Origin of the sequence: Arthrobacter sp. JZ12, assembly GCF_035189165.1 — a bacterium.
In the GTDB taxonomy this organism is placed as follows: domain Bacteria; phylum Actinomycetota; class Actinomycetes; order Actinomycetales; family Micrococcaceae; genus Arthrobacter_D.
Genome location: NZ_CP045246.1, coordinates 2,968,037 through 2,988,319 on the forward strand (window position 1 = coordinate 2,968,037; position 20,283 = coordinate 2,988,319).

Genomic DNA, 20,283 nt, shown 5'->3' on the forward strand with positions numbered 1-20,283 from the left:
GGTCCCCTCGCGCTGTTTGCTCACCTGTCCCAGACTAGCGCCGGGAGCTCGCCGGGGCGGCGACCCGGCTGCTCCCGGCACGCCGGACCGGGCGACCCTGCCGAACCTCAGAGCGCCGGCGTACGCGGAGGTGCTTCCCGGCGACGGCCCGTCGACTCGAACGCTGCGGCCAGCCGGAGCAGCTCGCTGTCCGAGTAGGCCTTGCCCGCGAACGTGAGCCCTACCGGCATCCCGATGTCGGACATGATGCCCAGTGGCACGGTGACTGTAGGGATGCCCAGGTGCCGTGGCACGAGGTTCCCGTTGGCAACCCAGACGCCGTTGCGCCAGGCCAGCTCGGCTGACGCCTCGTTGGTGTCCGCGTCTGCGGGCCCGACGTCGGCCGATGCCGGGAAGACGACGGCGTCGAGTCCGTTCTCGTCCATCCAGTCGTGGAGATCCAGTCGCCGGGTCTCCTCGAGCCCGCGCAGCCCTTCCTCCAAATGCGGGATGTCCGTCAGCTGCAGGTTCGGGTGTGTGCGGATGAACTCCGGGTACTCCGCGATGTCGTCGTCGAAACCGGTGTACCGGTCGGGCAACGCACCCTCCGGATGCGGGAAGATCTGTGCACCGTCGACGTCGGCCAGCGAGTTCAGGTTCGGGTCGTTGTTGGCCTGCAGGAAGTCATGCCAGGCCCAGGCCGACAGGTCCACAATCTCGCTGTGCAGGTACTCCGGGCTGATGAGGCCGCGGGTGTTGACGGTCGGCGCGCCGGGGCGGTCACCCTCGTAGTTGGACACTACGGGGAAGTCCACCTCGACCACTTCGGCTCCGGCCCGCTCCAGGTCCTTGCGAGCCGCTTCCCAGAGGTCGATCACCGAGTCCCGCGTCTCGATCCTGCGGCCTGTAGGGCCGCCGATGCCGGGCGAAGGTGCGGTGCCGGCGTCGTCGTCCTTGTTGATGTACATGCGCGGCACGCCGATGCGCTTCCCCCGCAGGGAAGTGGCGCCGTCGTCAGCCAGTTTCCGGTACGACGGCGGACGCAGCTCGGAAGCGGGCGGAATGGCGATCCACGGCTGGGCACGCCAGAAGTTGCCGCGGGTCTGCGCGTCGTCGGCGACGATCACGTCGAGGACCTCGAGCAGGTCCGCCATTGTTCGGGTGTGCGGAACAACGACGTCCATTGTGGGTACCAGCGGCCAGTTGCCCCGGACGGAGATGACACCGTTGGACGGCGTGTAGGCGCACAGTCCGTTGTTCGACGCCGGAGCCCGCCCTGACGACCAGGTTTCCTCCGCGAGCCCGAAGGCCGCGAAGCTCGCCGCGGTTGCCGTTCCGGAACCGTTCGAGGAGCCGGAGGCGAAGGCTGCAGTCAGGTAGTCGCCGTTGTACGGGCTTTCCGCACGCCCGTAAACCCCGCGCTGCATGCCGCCGTTTGCCATGGGCGGCATGTTGGTCAGCCCGAGCAGGATTGCCCCGGCACCGCGAAGCCGCTCGATGGTGAAGGCATCCCGCTGCGCTACGAGGTCCTTGAACGCCGGTGACCCGGCGGCGACGGTCAGCCCCTTTGCCTGGTAGCTGTCCTTGGCCGTATAGGGGATGCCGTCCAGCGGACCAAGCAGCTCGCCGCGTGCGCGGCGCACATCGGATGCGCGGGCCTCGGCCAGTGCGTCCGGGTTCATCACCACGAGGGCATTGAGGCGGATGCCGTCCGAATCGTAGGCAGCGATTCGGTCCAGGTACGCGGAAACGAGCTCCTCGCTGGTGACGGCTCCCGTTTCCAGGGCATCGCGAAGCTCCGCGATGCCCTTCTCGACGACGTCGAATCCCATCAGCGTTCTCCTGCGCTGGCGGCTTCCGGGCTTGACCGCACGGCCGGCTGCTGCTGCGTGATGCAGTGGATACCACCCCCGAAGGAGAAGATGTCACGGGCATCGACAAGCTCAATGGCCCGTCCGGGGTAGGCGCGGGACAGGATGTCGGCCGCAACGGCGTCGTTCGCGTCATCAAAGGCACAGAGCACCACCACACCGTTGCCCACGTAGTGGTTGATGTAGGAGTAGTCCACGAAACCTTCATCGTCCCGGACCACCTTTGGAGCCGGTACGTCGATGATGGTCAGGGGACGGCCCTCGGCGTCGACCGCTTTCTCCAGTTCGGAGCGCAGGAAGCGGGTCACGTCGTAGTCCGGGTGCGCGGCGTCGTCCTGGCGGTGCAGCAGCACCGACCCGTCCGGCGTGAAGGAGGCGACGATGTCCACGTGTCCGCGCGTGCCGAACTCCTCATAGTCCCGGGTCAGGCCGCGGGGAAGCCAGATGGCGTGCCTGGTGCCGATCCGGGCGTGGATTTCGGCCTCCACCGACTCCTTCGTGGCGCCGGGATTGCGGCCCGGATCAAGCTGCACGGTTTCCGTGAGCAGGACGGTGCCGCGTCCGTCGACGTGGAAGCCGCCGCCCTCGTTGACGAGCGTGCTGTCCTGCACCGGCACTCCTGCGCCTTCCGCTACGGCCCGGCCCACCTTCTCGTCCTTGCCCCACTCGGCCCAGTCCTGCGCGCCCCAGCCGTTGAAGATCCAGTTGACGGCGGTGACGGAGCCCTGCGCATCGTGCACGAAGGTGGGCCCGGCGTCGCGCATCCAGGCGTCATCGAGAGGAGTGGACTGAACCGGAATGCCTGCGCCCAGCATCTCCCGAGCGATCTCGACATCCGCCGGATCCGCGAGCACCGTTACGGGTTCGTAGCGGGCGATAGTGCGGGCAACGCGGGTCCAGGCCGTCCGTGCCCACTCCAGCGATTCGCTGCCGGGCGCACCAAAGGTGTCATTGGCCGGCGGGAACGCCATCCAGGTCCGCTCGTGCTGCTCCCACTCGGCGGGCATCGTTGTAGCGGTGAGGGTTTCCGTATTGGGTGTGCTGCTCACAGTTGCGTTCACAGTGTTGCCTTAACCGATCAGGGCGCGCTGCTTCGAAAGCGCCGTGGTGATGTTCTGGGCGGTGAGCTGGCCCATGCGGATGGCACCGTCAACGTGCTGGTAGCCCTCGGCCGCGAGATCGGAGCTGGACCAATAGATGGGACCGACAGGGGTCAGCTGGTGCTTCGCGTACCGGGTAAGACCACCGAGGTCGTAGCTCGCCGCGTAGGCGCCGCGGGTCCATTCCTCGGAGCCCCAGTCGGACAGGTAGAACACCTCAGGCTCCAGCGCCTTCGGCCCAAGGAACGCGGCGATCGACTCGAGGATCTGCTGACGGCGGTCCTCCTCGGAGAGCTCGAACATAGCGTCAGCCTTCTCATCCGAGATGAAGGCCACGAGGGTTCCCCGCTCGTCCTGGTAGTTGGTGTTGTCATACACCTCCTGCACAATCGACCCGGCGCTGAATCCGGTGCCGGACAGGCCGTCCTCGCGCCAGAACGGCGTCGAATAGACGGCGTGTACCTTGATGACCAGACCAAGCGACTGGTGCTGGTGCATCTGGTGCTGCCGGCGCGGAAGCGGCGGCTCGTAGGAGACCCGGGAATACAGGTTCGGCGGAACCGCCATCACGGCGTAGCGTGCGTTGACGGTGACGGTCTCGGAAATGGCGGTCACGCTCGTGGTTCCGTCCGCTTCCTCGGACCAGCGCAGCGTGCGCACGGGGGCGCCCAGTACGACGTCGTCCCCCAGCTCCGCTGCCATGCGCTCGGATACGGACTGCATACCGCCGACTACGCGCTTGTCGAGGATGAAGTCTTCATCAACGAGGTTCGAGAAGGACCCTGCCGAGGCGGCCATCAGGACGGCCTGCAGCGCAGAGAAGGCATGGGCGGGCTTGGTGAGCATGCCGCCTGCGATGAACAGGCCGATGTTGTTGCAGGCCTCTTCATCGTCGGACTGCTGTCGCAGCCAGTGGTGGAAGGAGATGGTGTCCAGCTCGCGGGCCTGCGGGTGCTCCCAGGGCGCCTTGGGGTCCATCTTCGCGGCGAGCTCATCCAGTGTGTCGATCATGCGTGACATCTCGGCGCTGGTGCGGCGGCTCACCGGGAACATCTCACCGGTGTAGCGGACGGCCTTTCCGTCGGTGCCGATGTAGATCGACTCGCCCTCGCGGTAGCGCGAGTAGGTCTCCATGCCAAGTTCGTCGAGCAGCCCGATCAGCGCGGTCTGGTCAGGGGAAACCCACTGCCCGCCGACTTCCAGTACTGCGCCATCGATGACGTCGGTGTGGGTGCGGCCGCCCACGCGGTCACGTGCCTCAAGAACGGTGACGGTGTGGCCGGCTCTGCGCAGCTCCCTCGCCGCGGTCAGGCCGGACGGACCGGCGCCGATGACGACGACGTCGCTCTCGATAATCCTCATGGTGTCCTCTCCGCGAGGCATGAGCCACGCTACAAAATGAATCATATTCATTTATTTCCGATTACTGTAGAGGAGAGGGCAAAGTTTGGAAAGCCCGCGGACGTTTCCGCAGGACAGAAGGGACTGAGCATGGCGTTGGATAACCAGGCTGCCAGTGGGCACGCACCCCGCCGTGCCGGCCGGCCCGTTAGCAAGGTCCTGACCAGGGAGAGCATCACCACCGCAACGCTGGAGCTGCTGGAAACCGCTGGGTACGAGGGCTTCACCATCGCTGCGCTCGCCAAACACCTGAAGGTTGCGCCGTCAGCGCTGTACAACCACGTTGAGTCGAAGAAGGACGTGCTCATCTGGGTCCAGGACCACCTCATGGGACTGGTGAACACCCGGGCGTTCCAGACCCAACCGTGGGATGACGCTCTTCGCGCGTGGGCCTGGTCCTACCGGGAGGCCTTCGCATCGCATGCCCCGCTGGTGCCCGTCATCGCGGTCATGCCGGTGGGAGGCGCATACGAAACCCTGCGCATGTATGAGGACGTAACGCGCGGATTGCTCGACGGGGGCTGGCCACGGGAACGTGTCATCTCAACCATCGTGGCGGTTGAGTCCTTCATCTACGGCTCGGCCATGGACGTCTCAGCGCCGACCAACATCTTTGACCCCGGCGCCCTCGCCGCCGACTTCCCCCTGTTCACGGCCGCGGTGACCGACAGCGCAACCGCTCCTTCCGGGCGCAGCAACGCCGATGACGCGTTCGACGCCGGCCTCGAGGCGCTGATCGAAGGCCTTCGGGCACAGCTCGAACGGCTGCGGGCCGGAAGCCACAGGTAAGCAGGCCAGGACGAACACAGAAAGAGGGTTCCATGCCACGACCGCGGTCAACGCTCCTCTCCATTGAACGAATCGTCGAGGCGGCATTAAAGCTCGTCGACGAGAGCGGCGACTTCAGCTTCCCGCGGATTGCACGGGAACTGGGCGTCAGCCAGTCGTCGCTGTACAACCGGATCGAAAGCCGGGAACACATCGTCGAGCTGCTGCGCGCGCATCTTTTCAGCTCCCTCCCCTCCGAATCCGTTGCCGACAAGTCCTGGCAGGACGCCGCCCGCACCCTCATTCGCTCATACCGGGACCGCTTTGCACAGCACCCACACCTGGTTCCATTGCTGGTAACCCAAACGGTGCAGGCGCCGGAGGTCATAGGCATGTACGAGGATCTGGCGTTGACGCTGGAGCGCGCGGGCCTTCCTGCCGAAAGAATCGGTGCTGCCATCTCGACGATCGACTACTTTGCACTCGGGGCAGCGCTGGACGCGTCAGCGCCAGCCGAGGTCTGGCACGTTTCCGAAGATCAGTTCCCAGCCCTCACCCGCGCCGTAGCCGGCTCAGCTGCGGCACCCAACAGGGTGGCCGACGCCTTCGAATTCGGGCTTGAGATACTGATTTCGGGCATCGAAACACAGGTGAAACAAAAAGTTAACTGAAAGGCTTTCAAAAACCCTTGTACTGATGGCGTCGTCGACCCCATACTAAAACGAACGTCGTTCGTTAGTGACGACCATCACTACTACTGATCGGGGCAGCCGTGACTAACACAGCCCATCACGAGGGGACCCGCGTTCCCCTGACCATCACCCGCGCCATCGCCACCTTCGGTATCAGCGTCGTCGGGTTCATGACCGCGAACCTCATCCCGGTGATGATCCTCGCCCTTGCAGACCTCGGTTACTCCGCCACCGGCGCGGGCACCCTGATGACCGCATGCCTCCTGCTTTCCGCCCTCTCCTGCCTCGCCACTTCACGCTGGACGGCCCGGAACGGGCGGTACCTCGTTGCCCGCGTGGGCTTGGCCCTCGCAGCGCTCGGTTTCGGAGCTGCCGCCATCGTCCCCGACCCCCTCGTCGCCGGTATCGGCATTGTCCTGGCCGGCATCGGCAGCGGGGGCGCAGTAGCAGCAGGCGGTGCTGCGCTGGCAGCACTGCGTAACCCGGACCGCGCCTCGGGAATCAGCGGATTCACAAACCGCGGAATCGTCGCCATCGTGCTGTTCATCATTCCCGCCGTCGGCATCGCCATGGGCAGTGCATTCGGTATCCTCGCCGGCCTCGCCCTGGTGGCACTCGCCGTCGTGCACTGGCTGCCCGCCAGCCCGGCACAGCCGGTGCCCAGCACGGTCCAGGCATCACCCGCGTCCGGCCGCCCATCCCGACTTGAGATGATCGCAGGCTTCGGCCTCCTGGCTTGCTTCGCGGTGTGGGCCCTCGGCGAGGACTCCCTGTGGGCAGTTGCCGCCGTGATGGGCGAGCAGCAGGCGGGCCTCGACGAAACCGGGATGGGGCTGGTACTCAGCCTGTCCACACTGGGCGGCCTGCTGGCTTCCGCCATCATCAGTCTCTGGGGACCGAAGATCGGCCGAACCGCACCTCTTGTTGTTGCCCTCCTCGCCGGGGCAGCCCTCAAGATTGCCTCCGGGTTCATCACCGACCCGCAGACCTACCTGGTGGTGATCATCGCCTGGAACACCATCTACATCGTCGCCTTCCTCTATGTCATCGCAATCTCCGCGGCCCTCGATCCCACCGGCCGGTGGTCAGGACCGATCCTGGGCGTATACCTGGTGGGATCCTCCTTCTCGCCGCTGTTCGGGACCGCCGTATCGAGCGCACTTGGCTTCCAGGCCCTTGGCGTGATCCTCGGCGGCATCACCCTCCTGGTACTGGTGCCCCTGACGCTGATTTCCCGGTTGTCCCGCCGGGTGGAACGCGCCGGATACGCGAGCCCCGCACCCGAGAACGATTTCCCCAAAGCCGCCATTGCCTAATTACCGAAACGGATTCGACGTGCCTACAAACCGCACTCTCTACACCAACGCCTTGATACTCACGCCCGAGGGTGTGGTGCAGGGTTCCTTCACGGTTGAGGGAAACCGCATCCATGAAGTCCGGACAGGGGAGGTTACCTCAGCTCAGGATGTGACCGAGGTGAAGCTTGAGGGACGCTTTGTCCTCCCCGGCTTCATCGACGCCCACTCACATCTGCTGATGCTGGGCCAGTCGCTGCAAAAGGTACAACTCCGCGAGGCGGCATCCCTCGAAGACATCCAGGCTGCGCTGCGGGCAGAACGGGAGGCGAAGCCGGACGCGCCCAGGATACTAGGAAGCAGCTGGCTCTACAGCGCGCTGAACGGGCGGCAGCCGACCCGGCAGATGCTCGACGCCGCAGTGCCGGACGTCCCGGTCTACCTGGACGCCAACGACCTGCACTCGGTGTGGGTGAACACCGCAGCCCTTGAGGAGCTGGGCGTCACCGCGGAGACAGAGGATCCACTTGGCGGCACCATCGCCCGCGATCCCGACGGCGAGCCAACAGGGCTGCTGCTGGAGACGGCCGCGCAACAGATTGTGTGGCCCGCACTCGCACGGCAGGCGACCGACGCCGACCGTGATTCATGGCTGGAGAGCGTCTTCAGCCACTACCTCGCTTGCGGGGTCACGAGCGCCGTCGACATGGCGGTCGGTGACGACGACCTGGCGGCGTTCCAGCGGGCACTGGAACGGTATGACGGAAACCTGCCGCTGCGCATCAAGGGCCACTGGTTCGTGCACAACCGGGGCAACACGGCAGAGAACCTCCGCCAGGTTGCCCACGCGGCCGACCTTGCGAAGCGGGTGAATACCCCTTCACTACAGATGGTAGGCATCAAGCTGGTACTCGACGGCGTGATCGACAGCTGCACTGCGGCCATGAAGGAGCCGTATTTCGACGGCACCGTGGGGCAGCCGATCTGGGACCGTGAGGCCCTCACTCCGGTGGTGGCCGCAGCGGACGCCGCCGGGCTGCAGATCGCGATCCATGCCATCGGGGACGAGGCCTCGGATATTGGCCTTGACGCACTGGAGGAGGCGTTCCGCCGCAACGGCGAACGGGATCGGCGCCACCGCATCGAACACCTCGAGACCGTGACGGTGGAGAACGTGAAGCGGCTGGCCCGGTTGGGTGTTGTCGCTTCCATGCAGCCGGTCCACGCAGACCCGGCGATTCAGGAAAACTGGCGCGCCATGCTCGGCGATGACCGGATCAACCGTGGCTTCCCGTGGACCGAGTTCACCGACGCGGGCGCAACACTGGCTCTGAGCACCGATGCCCCCACCGCGCCGCACTATCCACTGCCCAACATGTACATCGCGTCCACCCGCAAGTCGGCCCTCGATCCGACGCTGCCCGCAAACCTGCCCGAGTATGCCCTGCCGCTCGAAGACGCCCTGCAGCATGCCACGCGGGACGCCGCCTACTCCTGCCGGGCCGAGCACCAGGCAGGCTGTATCGCGGCAGGTTACCTGGCCGACTTCGTGGTTCTCGAGACGAACCCCCTAAATGAGGACCCGGAGGGCCTCCTTACCAACCAGCCCGCGCTCGTGGTGGCCGACGGCGTCGTTCGCTTCCGCGCGTCCGCACCCGCCCACGCAACTGCCTAAAGACCAATCGGGCGGGCGCTTATAACCTTTCGCCGGAGGCGAGGTGGTTATAAGCGCCCGCTCGATGCAGGTTGACTACGGAATGAGACGTGGGGTGACGTCGAATTTGGCCCCCGTCTTTTCCCATGCTCGGATCCGTAGCCTGAGCGCCATGTCCAAACACAAGCGTCCGCCCCTTGTGAACCTGAAGGTGCTGCACCAACTCGAAGACGAGTTCGGAGATCCGGGCCCTGCGCACACTTTTGTGCAGGACTTCGTGGATTTCTGGGACGAGCGGTACCTCCGCCTGGTTGAAGCAGTGCGTTCCCGGGACACGAACGCAACACACGAGGCGATTCGCAGCGTGCGGATTTCCTCGTCAATGGTTGGCGCCTCGAGGCTGGCCGAGTTGGCTGGCGACCTGGAGTCGAACCTGAAACGCGGCAACCTGGATGCCGTGGCCCACGCGCTTCCCCAGGTCAAGGACTGCGGTGCCGCAACCATCACCAAGCTCACCACGAAGTACATCAACTCCGAGTGGTGATCCTGTAGCGGGTATGCGGTCCGACAGAATGTATGCGTGCCTCAAGTCTCCGTCCCGGCCCCCGCCCTGATGATCACGGCTGTGCTCTCCGTCCAATTCGGGGCCGCGCTTGCGCGCACCCAGTTCGACGCCGTCGGCCCCACCGGCGCCGTGCTCCTGCGCCTGTTTTTCGGCGCGCTCATTCTCCTGGCCGCTGTGCGCCCGCGGGTCGGATCCTGGAAGCGCGAACAGTGGGCGGCCGCCGCGGTGCTGGGCGTGGCGCTTGCCGGAATGAACAGCCTGATCTACCTGGCCATCGGGATCATCCCGATCGGCGTGGCCGTCACCCTCGAATTCACCGGCCCCCTGTTGTTGGCGCTAGTGCAGACCCGCCGCCTCGCCGACGCGTTGTGGGCGCTGTTGGCGTTCGCGGGGGTCCTTCTTCTCGGGGCCGACGGCGGCGGCGACCTCCCCCTGCCCGGCATACTCTTCGCGCTCGGTGCCGGCGCGTTCTGGGTGCTTTACATCCTTGCGAGCGCCCGTGTAGGGAAGCTGGTTCCCGGTGTTGGCGGCCTGGCGGTGTCCATGGCGATCGGCGCGGTCCTCGCGTTGCCGTTCGGCACGACGGCAGCAGCCGGCGGAGTGCTGGGCTCCCCTCTGGTCCTGCCCGTCTTTGTCGCGGTTGCCCTACTGTCGAGCGCACTCCCCTATGCCCTGGAGATGCTTGCCCTCCGACGGCTGTCCACCCGGGTCTTCGGGGTGCTGTCGGCCTTGGGCCCGGCCATGGCCGCCGTGGCCGGTTTGCTGGTTCTCGGGCAGACACTTGGCGCACGTGAACTGGTGGCCCTGGCGCTCGTGACGGTGGCTTCCGTCGGCGTTACGGTCGGCGTACGACTCAGGCGCTCGCGCGGCGGATGACCCGTGGCTCGGCGAGGAGTTCCGCGAACACCGCCTCTGCAGCGCCCACCAGCAGGAGTTCGCTCCCGAGCGCCGCCCGCTCCACCCGAACCTCCGAACCCAGCCCGCCCACGGGTTCCCTCCGGACAGCTTCCGCGAGCCGGTTACCACCTGCGGCCAGCAGAACGCCAAGGAACCCGCCCAGCACAATGGCCTGCGGGTTGAATGCGTTGACGAGGTTGCTGAGCGCGATCGAGAGCATGTCAGTCTGGCGGCGCACTTCCCGAGCGGCAGGAAGTGACCCGTCCGAGCTCAATGCCTCCTCGAGCTGGTCGGCGTCGGCCTGCTCGAGGTTCAGGACTCCGAGCAAGCGCTCAAGATTGACCTCGGTCTCGAGGCAACCACGCCGTCCGCAGTGGCACGGGGTTCCGTCCGGACGGATGACCATATGCCCGAATTCACCGGCATATCCGGACGCTCCCGTGAGAGGCATTCCGTTCACTATGGCGCCACCACCAATTCCGGACGCACTGCCGTTGAGATACAACGCATGGTCGTACCCGGCCGCGGCACCGAAAATGCTCTCCGCCTGGGTGCCTAACGTTGCGTCGTTCGCGGCTACTGTCGGCAGGTCCAGGGCACGCTGGAAAGGCTCGACGACGTCGACGTCGGACCAGCCAAGATGCGGCGCAAGGCGCACCTGGCCGCTGGCTGCATTGACCAGGCCCGGGATTGCCAGGCCGGCGCCGGCGATGTGGTCGAAACCTGCCAACTCGACGGATAGGCCTTCCACTACGGCCCGGGTAATATTGACTGCTTCGGTGAGCGACGGAATCGCCTGTGTCTGGTAGCGGATGCGACGGTGCACTTTCCCTCCGAGCCCCACGATCCCGACCGTCACGGCGTCCACGTCGGGATTGACAGCGAGGGCAACAACGCGCTCGTTGGCGTGAACCAGGGGGCTCGGCCTGCCAACGCGCGCGGCACCCGAGTCCGTCTCGTACACCAAGTCGAGTCCGGCCAGTTCCCCGACCAGCGCGCCGATTGTAGACCTGGTCAATCCCGAGCGGGAGGTCAGCGCAGCCCTGGTCAGCGGTCCGTGCCGGTGCGCCGCGCCCAGAACCGCGGCGAGATTTCGACGGCGCAGTTCCTCCGTCCCACTCCGCTCAACCATGCCCCACTCCTCCTTTTGTACTGAACGCAAACTTAGCACTGGATGAACGAAACCTGACCTTATCGACCATTGACGGTTCCACCAGCAGGGCTATATGTTTTAGTCACGAACTTATTACTTCAACTCATCGGAGAGTACGCATGACCCCCCAGCCCACACCCGCTGACCGTTTCACCTTCGGGCTCTGGACCGTCGGATGGACCGGCGCCGACCCATTCGGAACCGAGACCCGCGCTCCGCTGGATCCCGTCGAGGCCGTTCACCGTCTCTCTCAGCTCGGCGCCTACGGCATCACCTTCCACGACAACGACCTGGTCCCCTTCGGCGCCACTGCTCAGGAGCGCGAGAGCATCCTAGCCAGCTTCAAGGGCGCACTCGATGAGACCGGCCTCAAGGTTCCGATGGTCACTACCAACCTGTTCAGCCACCCGGTGTTCAAGGACGGCGGCTTCACGAGCAATGACCGGTCCATCCGTCGCTTCGCCCTGCGCAAGGTGCTCACCAACGTTGATCTCGCCGCCGAGCTGGGTGCCGAGACCTTCGTGATGTGGGGCGGCCGAGAAGGAGCCGAGTACGACGGCTCCAAGGACTTCGCCGCAGCCTTCGACCGCATGAGGGAGGGCGTGGACACGGTAGCCGGCTACATCAAGGAGAAGGGCTACGGGCTGCGCATCGCTCTGGAGCCCAAGCCGAACGAACCGCGCGGCGACATCTTCCTGCCCACCGTCGGACATGCCCTGGCCTTCATCTCCGAGCTGGAGCACGGCGACATCGTGGGCCTGAACCCTGAAACCGGCCATGAGCAGATGGCGGGCCTGAACTTCACCCACGGCATTGCGCAGGCGCTTTGGGCGGGCAAGCTCTTCCACATCGACCTCAACGGGCAGAAGGGCATCAAGTACGACCAGGACCTCGTCTTCGGCCACGGCGACCTCTCCAGCGCCTTCTTCACGGTTGACCTCCTCGAGAACGGCTTCCCCAACGGCGGTCCGCGCTACGAAGGTCCCCGCCACTTCGACTACAAGGCCTCCCGCACCGACGGCTACGACGGCGTTTGGGAGTCCGCACGCGCCAACATGGCCATGTACCTCCTTCTCAAGGAGCGGGCCCTTGCCTTCCGCGCCGATCCGGAAGTACAGGAAGCGCTGCAGACGGCTGGCGTCGTCGAACTGGCAGAGCCCACGCTTGCAGCGGGCGAAAGCACCGCGGACCTGCTCGCCGACCGCGCATCCTTCGAGGATTTCGACGCCGTCAAGGCTTCGGAGCGCTCCTTCGCGTTCATCCGCCTGAACCAGTTGGCTATGGAGCACCTGCTCGGCGCACGTTCCTAAGCGCGCACCCACAATCGGAAGGAAAGTCATGGCACTGGTCGCGGGAGTGGACAGCTCCACTCAGTCCTGCAAGGTGGTCATCCGGGACGCCGACACCGGCGAACTTGTACGTAGCGGTTCGGCCAGGCATCCTGCCGGCACCGAGGTACACCCGGATGCCTGGTGGTCTGCCCTGCAGGAGGCGATCGAGGCGGCAGGCGGGTTCGACGACGTCGCCGCCGTCTCGGTCGGCGGCCAGCAGCACGGGATGGTGTGTCTGGATAGCACGGGCGAGGTGGTCCGCCCCGCCCTGCTGTGGAATGACACGCGCTCGGCGGAGGCGGCAGCGACACTGACGGCGGAGCGGGGCGCCCAGTGGTGGGCGGAGGCCACGGGAACGGTGCCGGTGGCCTCGCTCACCGCCACCAAGCTGCGTTGGCTGGCTGAACACGAGCCGGAGAACGCTGCCCGCACCGCCGCCGTCTGCCTTCCGCACGACTGGCTGAGCTGGCGCCTCGCCGGACACGGGCCGGGATCCGGGCTGGAGGGGCTGGCAGCCCTGGCGACTGACCGGTCCGATGCTTCCGGCACCGGCTACTGGTCCGCCTCCGACGGGTACCTCGCCGAAGTCCTCGAGGCCACTCTCGGCCAGGCGCCCATCCTTCCGGAGGTGCTCGATCCGTCCGGCTCCCGCAAGGCGCCGGACGGACTGGTCATCGCCGCGGGCTGCGGTGACAATGCCGGCGCCGCTCTGGGCGTCGGCGCGGTGGAGGGCGACGTCGTCGTCTCGGTGGGCACGTCGGGCACCGTGTTCGCGGTGTCCGACCGGCCGACGTCGGACCCGACCGGTTTGGTGGCCGGGTTCGCCGACGCGACGGGCAACTATCTGCCGCTGGTGTGCACCCTCAACGCCACGCTGGTGCTCGACGCGACTGCCCGGCTGCTCGGCGTGGATCACGAGGAGTTCTCGCGGCTGGCCCTCAAGGCTCCCGCCGGGGCCGAGGGCCTCACCCTGATCCCCTACTTCTCGGGGGAACGCACGCCGAACCTGCCGGATGCCACCGGGTCGTTGCACGGCCTGACCCTCACCAACTACACGCCTGAGAACCTCGCCCGCGCAGCGATCGAGGGCATCGCCTGCTCGCTCGCGGACGGGCTGAAGGCCCTCACGGACACCGGGGTGAAGCCGCAGCGCCTCATCCTGGTGGGCGGCGGCGCGCGGTCCGAGGCACTACGGCAGTCAGTGGCGGGCATCTTCGGCCTGCCGGTCGTGGTTCCCAGCCCGGGAGAGTACGTGGCCGACGGCGCTGCCCGCCAGGCGGCCGGGGCCCTCACCGGCGCGCTGCCTACCTGGCAGACCAACGACGTCGAGCACGTTGAAGCAGCACCGACGCCGGAGGTGTTGGAGCGCTACCGCTCGATTGCCTTGAACCGGTAGCGGTGGAATGCGCCGCCGTCGTCCGTGGTTGTCGCGGATATGAAGCGAATAGGATTCCTCTCCTTCGGCCACTGGTCACCCGTGGACGGCTCGCGTACCCGCACCGCCCGCGAGTCCCTGCTGCAGGGCATCGAACTCGCTGAGGCGGCCGAGGAACTGGGCATCAACGGTGCCTTCTTCCGCGTGCACCACTTCGCCCGGCAGCAGGCCGCGCCCTTCCCCCTTCTGGCCGCGGTTGCTGCGCGGACTTCGCGCATCGAAATCGGCACGGGCGTAATCGACATGCGCTACGAGAATCCGCTGTACATGGCTGAGGAAGCAGCGGAGACGGACCTGATCAGCGGCGGCAGGCTGCAGCTGGGCATCAGCCGGGGATCCCCCGAGCCGGCCCTCAACGGAGCTGCCAACTTCGGCTACGTACCGGCCGACGGCGAAGAGCCCGCCGATATGGCACGTCGGCATACAGAGGTCTTCCGTTACGCAATCACCGGAGCGGGGATCGCCCAGGCCGATCCGCGGCAAGGTGCCGGTTTGCTGCCCATCCAGCCGCACTCCCCGGGCTTGGAACGGCGCATCTGGTGGGGCGCAGGGACACGGAAGACGGCGGTCTGGGCTGCCGAGCAGGGCATGAACCTGATGAGTTCAACCCTGCTCACAGAAGACACCGGCGTTCCCTTCGATCAACTGCAGGCCGAGCAGATCCGCATGTTCCGCGACACGTGGACCGAAGCAGGTCATGACTTCGAACCGCGGGTGTCGGTGAGCCGCAGCGTCATTCCGATTGCCGACGACGAAGACCGCCAGTACTTCGCGCTCAGCGCACTCCGTGAGACGCGGGACCAGGTGGGCGTGCTCGACGGCGCCATGTCCCGTTTTGGCAAGAGTTACATCGGCGAGCCCGACCGCATCGCCGAGGAACTGGCCCGTGACGAGGCCGTGCGCGCCGCGGACACCCTCCTGGTCACCGTCCCTAACCAACTGGGAGTCGACTACAACGCCAAGCTGCTCGGCAACATCGCCGAGCACGTGGCCCCGGCGATCGGGTGGGAACCAGCTTCCGCGTCCCCGCATGCTTCGGTCGAGTGAACCCGTGACCTCGGCGCTGGAATTGAGGAACAACTCCGCGCCCTGGCTGCGGAGGAACAGCGCATCAAGTACCAGCGGTTTTCCTCGGCAAGACGCCGCTGATCGGGGTGCGGATGGTCGCGAGCGGTACCTGGTCCGCCCGCGCTGAACCGTCTAGGCTCCGGTCATGGACCAGCAGCTGCATTTCATCACGCTCGCTACCGCAGATCTCGACGCCGCGCGTACCTTCTATCGGGACGGCCTCGACTGGGAGGCGGCACTCGACGTTCCCGGTGAAATCCTCTTCTACCAGGTCGCCCCTGGGCTGCTCCTTGGGTTGTTCGACGCCGGGAAATTCGCAGAGGACCTCGGGCGGGAAGTGCCTCCACCGGTCTCCGGCGTCACACTGTCCCATAACGTTGCAAGCCCTGAGGACGTGCGGAAGTCTGTGGAGGCACTGCGGGCGGCAGGCGCCGTCGTACTCAAGGAACCGCAGGAGAGCCGCTTCGGCGGCATCTTCCACGCGCACGTGCAGGACCCCAACGGGGTCATCTGGGAAGTCGCCCACAATCCTGGCTGGCAGGTCGACGACGACGGCGCGGTCCACCTCGGATAGACCTCCCCTATACGCCTATAGTGGCCAGATGATCGCTGATACCGCCTGGAACGCGGACATCCGTTTCTACTTCGATCCCGTCTGCCCCTTCGCCTGGATGACCAGCAAATGGATCCGACTGGTGATGGAGGAGCGGGATTACTCGGTCGAGTGGCGGTTCATCTCGCTGCGCCTGCTCAACGCGTCGATCGACTATGACTCTCATTTCCCCGAAGGGTACGAGGCAGGGCATACCGCAGGATTGCGCCTGCTGCGCGTTGCGGCCCGCACGCGGCAGGAGCACGGGCCCGACGCCGTCGGCGCGCTTTACGCGCGGCTTGGCGCCCACATCTTCGATACAGTGCGGGAGGATGCATCCCAGTCCGGCGCCACGGGACACCACGGTACCCGTGAGTTCCTTGAGCCGATCCTTGAGGAGGCGGGTCTGCCGTTGTCGCTGGCGGATGCGCTTGACGACGCCTCTTTCGATGTCGCCATCCAGGCCGAAACCGATGAAGCGCTTTCGCGTACCGGCAAGGATGTCGGCACTCCGATCATCCACTTCCAGCCGCCGGAGGGCGTGGCGTTCTTCGGACCGGTGATCAGTAGGTTGCCCTCACGCAGCGAGGCCGCCCAACTGTGGGATCACGTGGTGGGGCTGGCTCAATTTCCCGGATTCGCTGAGCTGAAGCGGAGCCTGCGTGAGCGTCCGCAGCTGGCAAGTTTCGGTGTTCCTGACGCCGAGCCCGGCGTGGAGGAAGACTGGCATGGCGGGAGCCGCCGGCAGAAGAAGTAGCGCCGGTCGCACTGCGTGCGAAGGTTCAGTCCACAAACTCCGACTGGATCTCGATGAAGTCCCAGTCCCGCGAAGACAAAGTGGTCCCGGAGAGATCCGGTCCGCCGGCTTCACGAACGGCCGAGGCTGCATCAGGATCGACCAGCTCTGCCCGGAGGTTTTCCCGGAACCATTCCTTGTCGGTGGTATCCAGCAAGACCCACCACTGTTCGATGCGAAGCTCTGCCATGTTGTACCCCTGACGGATCGGACTGTGGTTCAACGGTAGGCCTGTACGCACACACCATCAAGGGTGCAGCAGCGCCTATAGCCGGCCAGCCAGCAGCTGCGCGAGGTGGATTCCTCTCCGTTCACTGAGGTCCTCAAGCTGGGTCCGGCACGAGTAACCGTCGGCCAGCACGACGTCGTCATCCGCCGCCGCGCGGACCGCCGGCAGCAGCTGCTGCTCGGCCACCGCGACGGAAACCTCATAGTGGCCCCGCTCAACACCGAAATTGCCGGCCAGCCCGCAGCAGCCTCCGAGTTTCTGCAGAGTCGCCCCGGCGCTCGCCAGGAGTGCCGCGTCCGGACTCCAGCCCATCACCGCGTGGTGGTGGCAGTGCGGCTGCGCCACCACTGTCGTGCCCTCGAGCGACGGCGGCGTGTATCCCGGGGTTCTGGCCAACAGCTCGGCCAGTGTGAAGGTTCCGCCCGCGACACCCCCTGCTTCAGCTCGGCTGAGCAGTTCAACGGCATCGGAGCGGACCACACCTGTGCAGGACGGCTCGAGGCCGACAACGGGTATGCCCTGGTCAACGTACTCCTGCAGTATCTGAACCGATTCCCGGAGTTTCTTCCGTGCCGTATCGAGCTGACCGGTTGAAATCCACGTAAGGCCGCAGCACACGGGCTTTTCCGGTACGACGACGCTGTACCCGGCATCCTCAAGGACGCGCACCGCGGCCTTGCCGACCTCTGGAGTGAAGTAGTTGGTGAAGGAGTCGGCCCAGAGGAGCACCTTCCCGTGCTTGCCCTCCGAGGGCGGGCGTTCCCCCGCGGATGTTGCGGACGGTCGGCCGTCGAACCATTTGTGGAAGGTGTGCGGGGCGAAGGCGGGGATCTTGCGGCGCGGGTCAACGCCCGCCGCCCGCAGGCCCAGCTTCCCCAGTCCGGGCAGGCGAGTCAGCGCGTTGACCACGCCTGGTGCCACGGAGGCCATTGACGCCCATTTGGGCAGCCACCCCAGGGAGTAGTGCGACGCAGGCCGGATCCGCCCCTTGTAGCTCTGGTGCAGCACCTCCGACTTGTAGGTTGCCATGTCGATCCCCGTCGGGCAGTCCGAAGCGCACCCCTTGCAGGAGAGGCACAGGTCCAGTGCCTCGTGCACTTCCTGCGCGCGCCAGTTGGGTTCACTTCGGCGCGCTCCCCCCGTAACGCTGCCGTTGATCATCTCCTGCAGCGCACGCGCCCGGCCGCGGGTGGAGTCCTTCTCCTCGAGGGTCGCAATGTAGGAGGGGCACATCACCGTCCTGTTGTCCCGATGCGCTGCGCGGCACTGTCCCACCCCGGTACAGCGGTGGACCGCCTGGCTGAAGTCGCCGTCGTCGTGCTCGTAGCCGAAAGCCAGACCGGTACGCAGCGGGCCGGCTTCGGCCACGCGCAGGTGAGCGTCGAGGGGCTCAGGGTCGATGAGGACACCGGGGTTCAGAATGTTATGCGGGTCGAAGATCCCCTTCACCTGACCGAACAGCGAGAGGGCCTCGGGCGAGTACATGTACGGCAACAGTTCGCTGCGGGCGCGCCCGTCGCCGTGCTCGCCGGACAGCGACCCTCCGTAGGACGCCACCAGCCGTGCGGCATCGGTAAGGAAAGAACGGAAGGCGGCGGCGCCGTCGTCGCGCTGGAATGGGAAATCCAGGCGGACGTGTACGCAACCGTCACCGAAGTGACCGAACGGGAAGCCGGTGAGGTTGTGTGTCAGCAACAGCTCATCGAACTCGCGCAGATAGTCGCCGAGCCGCTCCGGGGGAACCGCGGCGTCTTCCCAGCCGGCGTGGGCGGGCGCCCCTGCCGGTGAGCGGCCGGCAAGCCCGCCGCCGTCCTCGCGGATGCGCCAGAGCGCGGCGGCCTGGTCGGGACTGGTGATGACTCGCGCGTGGCGGGCGGCTTCAATTCGGCTGAGGCGGGCGGCACGGTCGGCGACCTCACCGGCGTCGTCGCCTGAGATTTCGACAAACAGCCAGGCCGCCCCGCCGGGCAGCTCGGGCACCGACTGCGGGCCTTTCCTCGAGCGCACGACCTCGACGATGCGGGAGTCAAGGCCTTCACACGCGGTCGGCTTGAAGGGCAGGACAGAGGTAACGGCGTCGCCCGCGTCACCGATGTTCGCGAAGCCGAGGACCACCATCGTTTTGTGCGGCGCGTCCTTGACCAGCCGGACGCCGGCTTCAAGCACGACGGCGAGCGTCCCCTCGGTGCCGACCAGCATCCGACGCAGATCGAATCCGTTCTCCGGCAGCAGGTGTTCCAGTGAGTAGCCGGACACCTGGCGGCCGAACCGGCCGAGTTCGGTGCGAATGGTTCTGAGGTTGGCTGCGACCAGGGAGCGCAGCGCGTCCGTCTCCGGTGACGACGGCGTGTCCCCGGCTCCCAGCTTCAGCCTTGTTCCTGAGCCGGTAACGATATCCAGGCCGGTGACGTTATCTGAGGTCCGCCCATACGCGAGCGCACGGGAACCGCACGCATTGTTGCCGATCATTCCGCCGACAGTGCAGCGGTTGTGCGTCGAGGGGTCGGGGCCAAACCGCAATCCGTTGGCGAGCGCAACCTGTTGTAGTGCTGCATGGACTGCACCGGGTTCGACGACGGCGGTGCGGCTTCCGGCGTCGAAATCCAGAACGCGGGTGAGGTGGCGGCTGAAGTCGATCACCACGCCGGGGCCGATCGCATTGCCGGCGATCGACGTGCCTGCCCCACGCGAGGTGAACGGGATGCCGCGCTCCCGGCAGACCTCGAGCGTGGCAAGGACTTCGTCGATGTGCCGGGGGAAGACCACGGCGGTCGGCTGGATCCGGTAGAGCGAGGCATCGCTCGAGTAGATGGCGCGGGAAGTGGCATCAACCCGAGCGTCCGCGACTCCGCGGGACTGCAGTTCGGAGACAAGGGACCGGGGTTCCGTGAGCGTCGTTGCCATGAGCAACACGCTACCGTCCCGGGCCGCAGTCCGGCTCGGGAATCACTCGACTTACTTTTCGGACTCGCTCCTGGTCCAAGTCACCGGAACGCCGTTCCAGGAAGGCATCAGCGTTCCCTGACTGATGTAGCGCAGGGAGTTATCTGCGCCTGCGGCCAGCCAGAACCCGCTGCTTGGGCAGTGGGTTCCGGTGGAGGCTTCGAGCCGCTCCTTACGGACTGCCCGTCGTCTTGTTTCGCTCAAGGTCACCACGGCTAGTCAGTCTCCGGGCCGGAGCAGTATTCACAGCGCGGCGCGCATGAGTCCTCGGGAATTGTGCCGCCCAGGAAGGTCGGGAGGGTTCGCGTGGTGCGCGGCCTCAAAAGAGTCAGTGTCATTGCCTTGCCTCGGATGTTGGGGATCCGGATGACTGCACCGTCATATCCGGAAGCCGGGGGATGTTGTGGGTCACTAAATGAACGTAATTCATTTACCTGCACTTTACGGCCATCCCGTGCTACCTTTCAACCCCGGCGATGGATAACGACGGCGGCAACGCGCCCTCACCCGCCCC

The 20,283-nt window shown here is 66.1% G+C and carries 17 protein-coding genes; 11 read left to right on the plus strand and 6 right to left on the minus strand.

Going from position 1 to position 20,283, the window contains the following annotated elements:
- Positions 1-107 precede the first annotated feature (107 nt).
- The 3 genes from GC088_RS13815 to GC088_RS13825 all read right to left on the minus strand — a co-directional run bounded on the left by GC088_RS13815 (position 108) and on the right by GC088_RS13825 (position 4,312).
- A complete protein-coding gene (locus GC088_RS13815) occupies positions 108-1,811 on the minus strand; it encodes an amidase (RefSeq protein WP_323959567.1) in 1,704 nt (567 codons plus the stop codon).
- On the minus strand, positions 1,811-2,857 hold the full coding sequence (locus GC088_RS13820) for an agmatine deiminase family protein (protein ID WP_323962091.1): 1,047 nt from the start codon (positions 2,855-2,857) through the stop codon (positions 1,811-1,813). The genes GC088_RS13815 and GC088_RS13820 overlap by 1 nt, the downstream gene beginning before the upstream one ends.
- 63 nt (positions 2,858-2,920) lie before the next feature.
- Positions 2,921-4,312: a flavin monoamine oxidase family protein gene (locus GC088_RS13825; RefSeq protein WP_323959568.1), complete on the minus strand. Its 1,392-nt coding sequence runs from the start codon at positions 4,310-4,312 to the stop codon at positions 2,921-2,923.
- Positions 4,313-4,441: 129 nt separating this feature from the next.
- Between GC088_RS13825 and GC088_RS13830 the strand changes: the two genes are divergently transcribed.
- The 6 genes from GC088_RS13830 (at position 4,442) to GC088_RS13855 (ending at position 10,201) form a co-directional block, all read left to right on the plus strand.
- Positions 4,442-5,140 carry a TetR/AcrR family transcriptional regulator C-terminal domain-containing protein gene (locus tag GC088_RS13830; protein ID WP_323959569.1) on the plus strand — a complete coding sequence of 233 codons (699 nt, stop codon included), beginning with the start codon at positions 4,442-4,444 and terminating at the stop codon, positions 5,138-5,140.
- 32 nt (positions 5,141-5,172) lie between these two features.
- Positions 5,173-5,790 (plus strand): TetR/AcrR family transcriptional regulator, encoded by a 618-nt coding sequence (locus GC088_RS13835; protein ID WP_323959570.1) that lies wholly within the window; start codon positions 5,173-5,175, stop codon positions 5,788-5,790.
- A 101-nt stretch (positions 5,791-5,891) separates the two neighbouring features.
- Positions 5,892-7,127: an MFS transporter gene (locus GC088_RS13840; protein ID WP_323959571.1), complete on the plus strand. Its 1,236-nt coding sequence runs from the start codon at positions 5,892-5,894 to the stop codon at positions 7,125-7,127.
- 19 nt (positions 7,128-7,146) lie between these two features.
- Positions 7,147-8,781 carry an amidohydrolase gene (locus tag GC088_RS13845; RefSeq protein ID WP_323959572.1) on the plus strand — a complete coding sequence of 545 codons (1,635 nt, stop codon included), beginning with the start codon at positions 7,147-7,149 and terminating at the stop codon, positions 8,779-8,781.
- Between the two features lie 151 nt (positions 8,782-8,932).
- Positions 8,933-9,304 (plus strand): Hpt domain-containing protein, encoded by a 372-nt coding sequence (locus tag GC088_RS13850; RefSeq protein ID WP_323959573.1) that lies wholly within the window; start codon positions 8,933-8,935, stop codon positions 9,302-9,304.
- 36 nt (positions 9,305-9,340) lie between these two features.
- Positions 9,341-10,201, plus strand: coding sequence for an EamA family transporter (locus GC088_RS13855; RefSeq protein WP_323959574.1), 861 nt, complete (start codon positions 9,341-9,343; stop codon positions 10,199-10,201).
- Here GC088_RS13855 and GC088_RS13860 read toward each other — a convergent pair.
- Positions 10,179-11,354: an ROK family transcriptional regulator gene (locus GC088_RS13860; RefSeq protein WP_323959575.1), complete on the minus strand. Its 1,176-nt coding sequence runs from the start codon at positions 11,352-11,354 to the stop codon at positions 10,179-10,181. The genes GC088_RS13855 and GC088_RS13860 overlap by 23 nt on opposite strands.
- 140 nt (positions 11,355-11,494) lie before the next feature.
- On the opposite strand from GC088_RS13860, the gene xylA reads away from it, so the two are divergent.
- From xylA to GC088_RS13885, 5 genes are all read left to right on the plus strand, one after another.
- On the plus strand, positions 11,495-12,685 hold the full coding sequence (gene xylA / locus GC088_RS13865; protein ID WP_323959576.1) for a xylose isomerase: 1,191 nt from the start codon (positions 11,495-11,497) through the stop codon (positions 12,683-12,685).
- A 28-nt stretch (positions 12,686-12,713) separates the two neighbouring features.
- Positions 12,714-14,102 (plus strand): xylulokinase, encoded by a 1,389-nt coding sequence (gene xylB / locus GC088_RS13870; protein ID WP_323959577.1) that lies wholly within the window; start codon positions 12,714-12,716, stop codon positions 14,100-14,102.
- Positions 14,103-14,141: 39 nt separating this feature from the next.
- Positions 14,142-15,188: an LLM class flavin-dependent oxidoreductase gene (locus GC088_RS13875; protein ID WP_323959578.1), complete on the plus strand. Its 1,047-nt coding sequence runs from the start codon at positions 14,142-14,144 to the stop codon at positions 15,186-15,188.
- Positions 15,189-15,354: 166 nt separating this feature from the next.
- Positions 15,355-15,783, plus strand: a complete 429-nt coding sequence (locus GC088_RS13880) for a VOC family protein (protein WP_323959579.1) — start codon at positions 15,355-15,357, stop codon at positions 15,781-15,783.
- 28 nt (positions 15,784-15,811) lie between these two features.
- A complete protein-coding gene (locus GC088_RS13885; protein ID WP_323959581.1) occupies positions 15,812-16,558 on the plus strand; it encodes a mycothiol-dependent nitroreductase Rv2466c family protein in 747 nt (248 codons plus the stop codon).
- 25 nt (positions 16,559-16,583) lie between these two features.
- On the opposite strand, the gene GC088_RS13890 is transcribed toward GC088_RS13885, so the two are convergent.
- A complete protein-coding gene (locus GC088_RS13890) occupies positions 16,584-16,787 on the minus strand; it encodes a hypothetical protein (protein ID WP_323959582.1) in 204 nt (67 codons plus the stop codon).
- Between the two features lie 75 nt (positions 16,788-16,862).
- Positions 16,863-19,730 carry an FAD-binding and (Fe-S)-binding domain-containing protein gene (locus tag GC088_RS13895; RefSeq protein ID WP_323959583.1) on the minus strand — a complete coding sequence of 956 codons (2,868 nt, stop codon included), beginning with the start codon at positions 19,728-19,730 and terminating at the stop codon, positions 16,863-16,865.
- Between the last annotated feature and the right edge of the window lie 553 nt (positions 19,731-20,283).